Below are 7,180 nucleotides of genomic sequence, written 5' to 3' on the forward strand. Positions count from 1 at the left end.
ATATTCCTCAAGATTATTAATTATTGTTGTATCCTCCATCTTCATATAATCCTCAACAACTTTAATATTTTTAAAAAAAAGTATCTTGAATTTTAAATTTTCATTACAGGATAATTTTTCATTTTTGCTCTCATGATTTTTAACCCCACAGGCAATTAGAAAAATAGATAAATTAATATAGATAAGTTTTCTTATAATCATTGTTTCATTACTTTAATTGTTCCACCCACCTGTCGAATAATGGCTTGTCGGGTAACATTTCCATTTTTTTCTAAAAAGGAATCTACACGAAAACCTTCTGTTCTAACATTCCCATTTACTTCATTTTCAGCTTGTATAGCGGTTGAATGCGAACTTATATAATTAGGATAAGTTGTTTTTCCTGCTAAATTTATTACTTCACCCCCCATACTTCCTTTGTCAATTCCTAATTTGGCCTTTTCTAATTGCTCTGCAGTTTCACGTATAAACGCACCCGCACTTGATGTTGCACCTTTTCCTACAGCATCAAATTGTGCAATGTCAGCCATATCCATTGTATTGTTTTGAAAACTACCAACATCAGTATTGATATCGTTTGAAACAATATCTTGATAAACAACTGTAGGACTATTAATAACAGATTTATATGCATCAACAAAGGCTTGTTGCTCTTGAGTTAACGGACCTTCAGCTACTTGTGTAAAGCTAGCATTTCCTCCATTAATTAATGGGTCTTGTGAAACTTGATATAAACCACCTGTTGCGTTTTGCACTGTATTTTGATAAGCCGTTTTGGTTGCAGCATCTTGGAAGGTTGGACGTAATATGTCACCCCATCACTCTTCAAAGCCCCACTTTCATTCCCAGAACCAAAACTGTAACTTTCCACTGACCCATTATTTGTGCTCATTCCATAACTATCCGTGGCGATCGGCATCATCCCGTCCGGGTCCACGTAATAGACGGGGTCGTTGAAGGCAAAGCTGTACGGGGCCAAGACAAACTCAATAACATAGTCTCAATAGATATTTCCCCACTGGCCCTCCGATAAAAAGAATACTTAATGCAATAATGACAATAAAAATGATTGTAAATAGATTCAGTCTCTTATTACTGAAAAACCTTGGCCTATCTTTAATAATTCTCTTTTTCCTGTTTTTCACTTCATATAAATGAAACATTAAGAGTATTCCACTTAATCCAACTACAAAAAATAACCAAAAATTTGGAACTTCGCATGCAATATAGATATAAAGACAGTCTACGATTGCCGCCATTGGATAACCAAAAAGCGCTCCAAGCATTATAGAAGGTTGTATCGAAGGCGAAACCTTGGTTAGAAGATTTTTATAAAAAAGATGGCAACCATAATACATTACATCTAAAAAAAGCATAATTTTATTTTAATCTGTTAGTTTTTTTTTAATCAGTGCTTAACCCTATATTTTTTCTAACCCAAGGTCTAAATACCCTTTTATAACCAGGAACAACATTAGTAATAATTCTCCCTCCTTCCCAACCTATTCCCCAACCGGGAATTAGTGCAGAAAGCACACTTGAACCTGTTTCAACAATAAACTCAGTAGTACCTATTTGATCTGTTCTATATTGATTGTAAGTAATACTAGCACTAGCTAAACCCAGAAAAGTCCCCAATCTCTTAGAAAGCTTTAGATATTGTGAAAACCCCGCGACTTTATTTCCTTTTAAAGCAGATTCTATTATTTCATTTTTTATTCCGGTAGATAAGTTAATAGCCCCAATTTTTATCAATGCTGTATTTGTTGAATTATCACCCGTACTTGCGCTACTGGAATCTTGATCTTTCCATACAACAGATTTCTTCGCATCATCACAATCCCCTTCCGGACAACCACCCTCACCCAAGCTCATATCGGTGGAGGATGCCATAGCCCTAACGCTCTTGAAATAATTTTTATGCTCCAGAACTGTTCGTGCTAATCGCCCCGGCCTGGGTATTATAGCTTACTCCTTCCAAAGATGAAACTGTTTTAAAATCCAAAGTTTCGTTAGTGGCCTTATCAAACGTGCGCACGTCAAAACCACCGCCGCCATAAGACTCAAAAGCCCCCGTAGAAGTAACAGAGTTTGTGTTTGCAAAACCTCCCGGCATCATCCCGTCGGGGTCAATAAAATAAACTGGATTATCAAACGCATAATTATAGGGCGAGTGCCTCCGCATAGCTTCCGCCAGCGGGTCAATGTTCATCCATCTTCCCAAAGCTGGGTCATAGTTCCTGGCGCCAAAATCGTAGGTGTTTATATCAAACTCATCCTGGTACTCCATACCGCCAAATTTATACTTATGGCTGTCCCCCAAAAACGGGTTCACCGGCGTGAGCACGATGCCAGTACCTTGGCCGTCCCCATCCTCCGTGGTAAATATCTGGTGGAAGGAGTTGTAACCACTGTGCTTGAGGCCATAGGGGTAGTAATGGTCCTCCTCCAAAATAGAGATCCGGTTGTTGTTGCTAGGGTCCTGGGCGTATTTTAACCTAATATTTCCGAGATGGTCGGTATAGGTAAACACATACTTGAACTGGTAGCTGGAGCCACCCCCCAAACCTGCCGGCAGGGCCTTGACATAGCCCTCCGGGTGGGGGAAAAAATCTAAGACGTTGTTGGTATATTGGAACCCTTGCATATACTCGGTCGTGGTTATTGTGGTGCCATCGGTTACTTTCTTTTTTAACTTAGTACCTGTGGCGTCATAAAAGTACTCAATCTTTCCGCCACTTAAAAAAGTTATTTTGGTGGGCAGGTTCAGGTGGTTGTACAGGATAGTGCTTATCTTTTTATAGGGGTCGGCCATAAGGTTGCCGTATTTGTCGTACACAAAGGTATCGTTGGCGCCGGCACCGTTCATATTGAACCCGGCAGGGTGGTTGGTATTGTCAACTACTTTTTGCAACCGGTTGCCCGCGTCATACGTATAGTCCAGATCGTCTATGGCCAGGACCTGGGTGGCCATGTCTTTTTGGCCGTTGCGCTTTAGGGAAAGGATATTGCCGTTGCGGTCGTAGCTGTAAACAAACCGACAATCCGATCAAAAGCACTGAACATGAGCCTCCTGACCCACTGGGAGATAGATTTAGATTGAAAAATATGTGAATGAAACGATTAATAAAATAATCAACATCGTAAGAACTGTAATTATTCCTACATATCTATTTAACTTATAATATTTTGGCTGTAAGTAACGTCTAAAATTGTTCCTATCAGGATCTACTAATAATAGAACGATAGACCCTATTAATTCTATAAAACCAAATTTATTCGACACTCTCCAATGTTTTTTTATTATCTACTTTCCATAAGTAGTAAATAATTATTGGACTTATAATGATAAAAAGCATTATCCAAAAAAGTTTATATTCATACGTTATACTTTTTATCTTAATGACTCTATAAGATAAGTATACAATGGCCAATAAATTCAATAGCATTAAAAAGTAATGAGTGGCGGTATCAATTCTTAATGTCGGTTGTATCAGAAAAAAATTGATTACTGCGTAATACAATGTATAGAGGATAACACCTGTAATTAAAATTTTTAATAGAAGTGGTATTTTATTCATAGTTTCTATTTTATAGGTTTGAATGGGGATGTTGACCTGTCAGAAAAAACGTCTCCTTCAGGACCACACTTAATTGAATAGACTCATTCTTAGCATCCAAATTCCCAAACAACTATAATTTTCCCGCGTTAAAGAATCCCACTGCAAAAATCGAAAGGAAAGACAATACAACATACAAAGCAACAATAATATTTCCTTGTATTCTTTTTCCTTTACTTTCTTTAGAATACTTTTTAAGTATTGACGCTACTCGATTATTATGAAAATATAAGGCAGCCAAAATTATACAAATGATTACGCTCAAACCAGATTGATGTTCATTGGTGTAAAAAGGTAGTAGATTTAATTTCGCCAAAAAACCAATTATGACAAATATATTTACGGCTATTAACCCGCCAAAAGAAACAGCAGTCATAAATCTAGGAATATCTTTCAGTGAGGACTTTAGTGAAGCAAGATATAATTTGTAATATAAATAATGAAACATTCTAATATTATATTTATTGATTATCTATCCATTCGTAAAATTGATCTCCCCAAATCATGTCAGCACCGCCAATACTTAATGAAACTACTGTTCTACACCTGATATAAATACATTCCTAAACCTTGAACCGAAATTCAAGTTGTATTATTTATAGTTGGTTTAATATATGTGAGTTATAGAGATAAATTTATAATTTCCCTTGATTTTGTAACATCTTCATATACAAACCTAAAATAGGAAGTACAAAAGCCATCAAAGTGAACAAAATGACAATCAAATTATTGCTTTCTTTTAAAAATCTATCCTTTATTATTTCCTTGTACCTATCCTTAAATATGAATAAAAAATAAAAACTTATAACTAATAAAATTAAAATTCCCAAAGAAATATAGAGAACATAATTTTCAAATTTTGCTGATAAGTAGGGCAAAAGCACACTTGTAATAAAAAATACACCAAAAAGGTACAACATAAGTACAAAGATAAGCAGGAGCATAGCAGAAAATATTGCTATATCAGGATTTCCTACTCGAATTTGAAATGTATAATACTTAAAATATAAATACTTTAAAAACTTCATCTTTCCTAATTTGAATTTGAATTACCATATCCTCCAAAGCCATCAGTAGCATAGTCTATGATAAAATAGGTTGCACTTACACCAAAGCCTACCGGACCTAAAAAACCTACACCTGTCATAACAATATCCAAAGTGGTTTTTATACCTACTTCTGATCCTTGTCCACCATTAGAATAATAATTATAAGCATCATTAAGGGACATGGTAGACGTAAAAATTCCTCCAGCCATACCCAAACCTTTAGAATATTTCAAATATTTTGCAGTTCCAGATCCTAAATCAACTCCTTTACCTGCAAAATCTATCAATTCATTCTTAATGCCCAAACTCAAAGCAAATGCTCCTGCAGCGTCAGCTGTTGCCTTCGAGGAGCCTTGGGGAGGGCTGGTTCCAACAGAGTTTCCACCTGAACTACTAGAATCTCCGATAGGAATGGGAGTATTCCCTCTCTGCATGCCCTCGCAATCTACACCAGGAGGACACCCTCCCCCACTAAAACTCACATCTGTACCACCAGCATCTCCCGGCGTTTGCCGGTCATTTGCAGCAATAGCGCCATCTGCTTTTATGTCCACCCCTTGGTTATCGTTTACCGTTACGAAATCCAATGTTTATCCGTCTTTGTCATAAGTGCGTACATCAAACCCATTGGAACCTCCATAAGACTCAAAAGCCCCCGTAGAAGTAACAGAGTTTGTGTTTGCAAAACCTCCAGGTGCCATTCCATCCGGGGTAATTGCGGCTCATATCCTAAAGATAATATTATTTCTTAATATCAGGAAAGCAAAGGCTGCTAAATAATATGGAGACAAGAAAAAGTAAGTACTATGACAATAGTAAAGCTTGGGATACCACGCGATGCAATCGCGCGGGAGCGGGGTTTCCGAGACCACACCATACAATCTTGCGGGAGACGGGGTTTCTTCCGGTTATTCTCAAAATAGACCTTAGAATCAAAATGTTGTATCTGGCCATTTTTTTACCCATTGTTTCGGAAAATAGGCACTGTTTCTAACTCTTTCAGAAATATACATAAAATAAGATTCAAATTTCAATTCATTACCTTTATAAACTCTAATAATATTGTCATTTGATTTTTTTATTACACTATCACCTGTTTCCAACTTTTGAATAATTAGAAGATTATTTGTAAAAACCGTATCGCCATTTTTCAAAAGTGCTTGAACTGGAGGAACATTTTCTCGATATGATATTTTTTTTACAACAACTCCATTAAAGCCTGCTTCTATTCCATTTACCACAAACTCTGTTGATGTCATTGTATCAAACTCTTCACAAGAATTGCAAAGCATCATTACAGCAAAACCAAATACTTTCAATAGTTTCATTATTTCTTGGATAATATTTGTTTAAAATTATAACTTTCACCTCCAAAATATTTGACTTCTACCCTTGGAGCGCCTTTACCATCACCTACTCCCCAAGATTTCCAAGTCCAAGGATTATTTTCTGTTGCTCCTCTGCCAGGAGCAAATTGGTCAGATGTATTTAATAAATTTGCCCAAGATAGAGATGCTCCACCTAGCGGCGTTCCAATGGAATACCCATTATATCTTCCCATGAAATTAGCCATACCATGAGTGTTGTTCACTAATTCTGGATTAAATTCTGATAAATAACCTGAAATACCGGCAGAATTACCAACTCCTATATTACCACCTTTAAAATCATAATTAAACAAATTACCTGCATCTACACCAGTCAAAAAATAAATAAATCCAGTGCCTCCATGAGCACCGCCTCCTACAGTCAAGGACCAGGTAAAATCAACGCCAGCAGCATCTTTTCCTCTCGCGTTAACAATTATAGGTTCTATAAGTGATGTGTTTGTATCAACTTTAAAATATGTGCGATTCCTTCCACCAGTTAAAATTCTTGCTACTTCATTACCTTTATTATTTATAAATATAATGCCACCACTCGAGTTCCCCAAGGCATCTCCCGGAGTTTGCAGGTTATTTTTTTCAAGTTTCCCATCCGAGTGTATATCCACCCCTTGTTTATTGTTCACTGTTATAATATCAATGGTTTTTCCAGTCTCTGGATCAAAGGTGCGCACATCATATCCTTGTGAGCCTCCATAGGATTCATAGGATCCCGTAGAAGTTGCTGAGTCAACATTTGCAAATCCACCGTAACCGCCTGGCATCATCCCATCCGGATCAATAAAATAAACCGGATTATCAAACGCATAATTGTACGGCGAGTGTCTTCGCATCATTTCTGCCAATGGATCAATATTCATCCACCTGCCCAGTGCTGGATCGTAGTTACGAGCACCAAAGTCGTAGGTGCTTATATCGAACTCATCTTGGTATTCCTTGCCGCCAAACTTGTACTTGTAACTATCGGCCAAGAGCGGTGTAACGGGGACAATTGTAATATAGGAGCTCATATTGCCAATGCCCACCACACGATGTTGGCCGTTGTAGCCTTTGTGCGTTAAACCATAAGGATAATAATGGTTCTCTTCTAAAATTTTGGTTTCGCCAGTTTGGGGGTGCTCTGTGA

Annotated in this window: 9 protein-coding genes; all 9 read right to left on the reverse strand. The window is 37.2% G+C overall.

The features are described 5' to 3' along the window. Positions 1-201: hypothetical protein (locus BLW28_RS15925; RefSeq protein WP_218143097.1), on the reverse strand; the 201-nt coding region annotated here is incomplete at its 3' end. After that, positions 198-755 carry a hypothetical protein gene (locus BLW28_RS15320; protein WP_092842590.1) on the reverse strand — a complete coding sequence of 186 codons (558 nt, stop codon included), beginning with the start codon at positions 753-755 and terminating at the stop codon, positions 198-200. The genes BLW28_RS15925 and BLW28_RS15320, both read right to left, overlap by 4 nt. Before the next feature lie 649 nt (positions 756-1,404). Continuing rightward, complete coding sequence (locus BLW28_RS15330) at positions 1,405-1,893, reverse strand: hypothetical protein (protein WP_073222308.1); 489 nt, start codon at positions 1,891-1,893, stop codon at positions 1,405-1,407. 25 nt (positions 1,894-1,918) lie between these two features. After that, positions 1,919-2,974: an RHS repeat domain-containing protein gene (locus tag BLW28_RS15335; protein ID WP_073222305.1), complete on the reverse strand. Its 1,056-nt coding sequence runs from the start codon at positions 2,972-2,974 to the stop codon at positions 1,919-1,921. A 719-nt stretch (positions 2,975-3,693) separates the two neighbouring features. After that, complete coding sequence (locus tag BLW28_RS15345) at positions 3,694-4,068, reverse strand: hypothetical protein (RefSeq protein WP_143036924.1); 375 nt, start codon at positions 4,066-4,068, stop codon at positions 3,694-3,696. Between the two features lie 187 nt (positions 4,069-4,255). Continuing rightward, a complete protein-coding gene (locus BLW28_RS15350) occupies positions 4,256-4,648 on the reverse strand; it encodes an Asp23/Gls24 family envelope stress response protein (protein ID WP_073222294.1) in 393 nt (130 codons plus the stop codon). 5 nt (positions 4,649-4,653) lie between these two features. Further along, positions 4,654-5,256 (reverse strand): hypothetical protein, encoded by a 603-nt coding sequence (locus BLW28_RS15355; RefSeq protein WP_073222289.1) that lies wholly within the window; start codon positions 5,254-5,256, stop codon positions 4,654-4,656. 345 nt (positions 5,257-5,601) lie between these two features. Next, positions 5,602-5,997 (reverse strand): hypothetical protein, encoded by a 396-nt coding sequence (locus BLW28_RS15360; protein WP_073222287.1) that lies wholly within the window; start codon positions 5,995-5,997, stop codon positions 5,602-5,604. After that, positions 5,997-7,180, reverse strand: a 1,184-nt coding sequence (locus tag BLW28_RS15365) for an RHS repeat-associated core domain-containing protein (protein WP_317042297.1), incomplete at its 5' end; no start/stop codon positions are given. The genes BLW28_RS15365 and BLW28_RS15360, both read right to left, overlap by 1 nt.

It is taken from the genome of Aequorivita viscosa (genome assembly GCF_900106795.1).
GTDB lineage: Bacteria > Bacteroidota > Bacteroidia > Flavobacteriales > Flavobacteriaceae > Aequorivita > Aequorivita viscosa.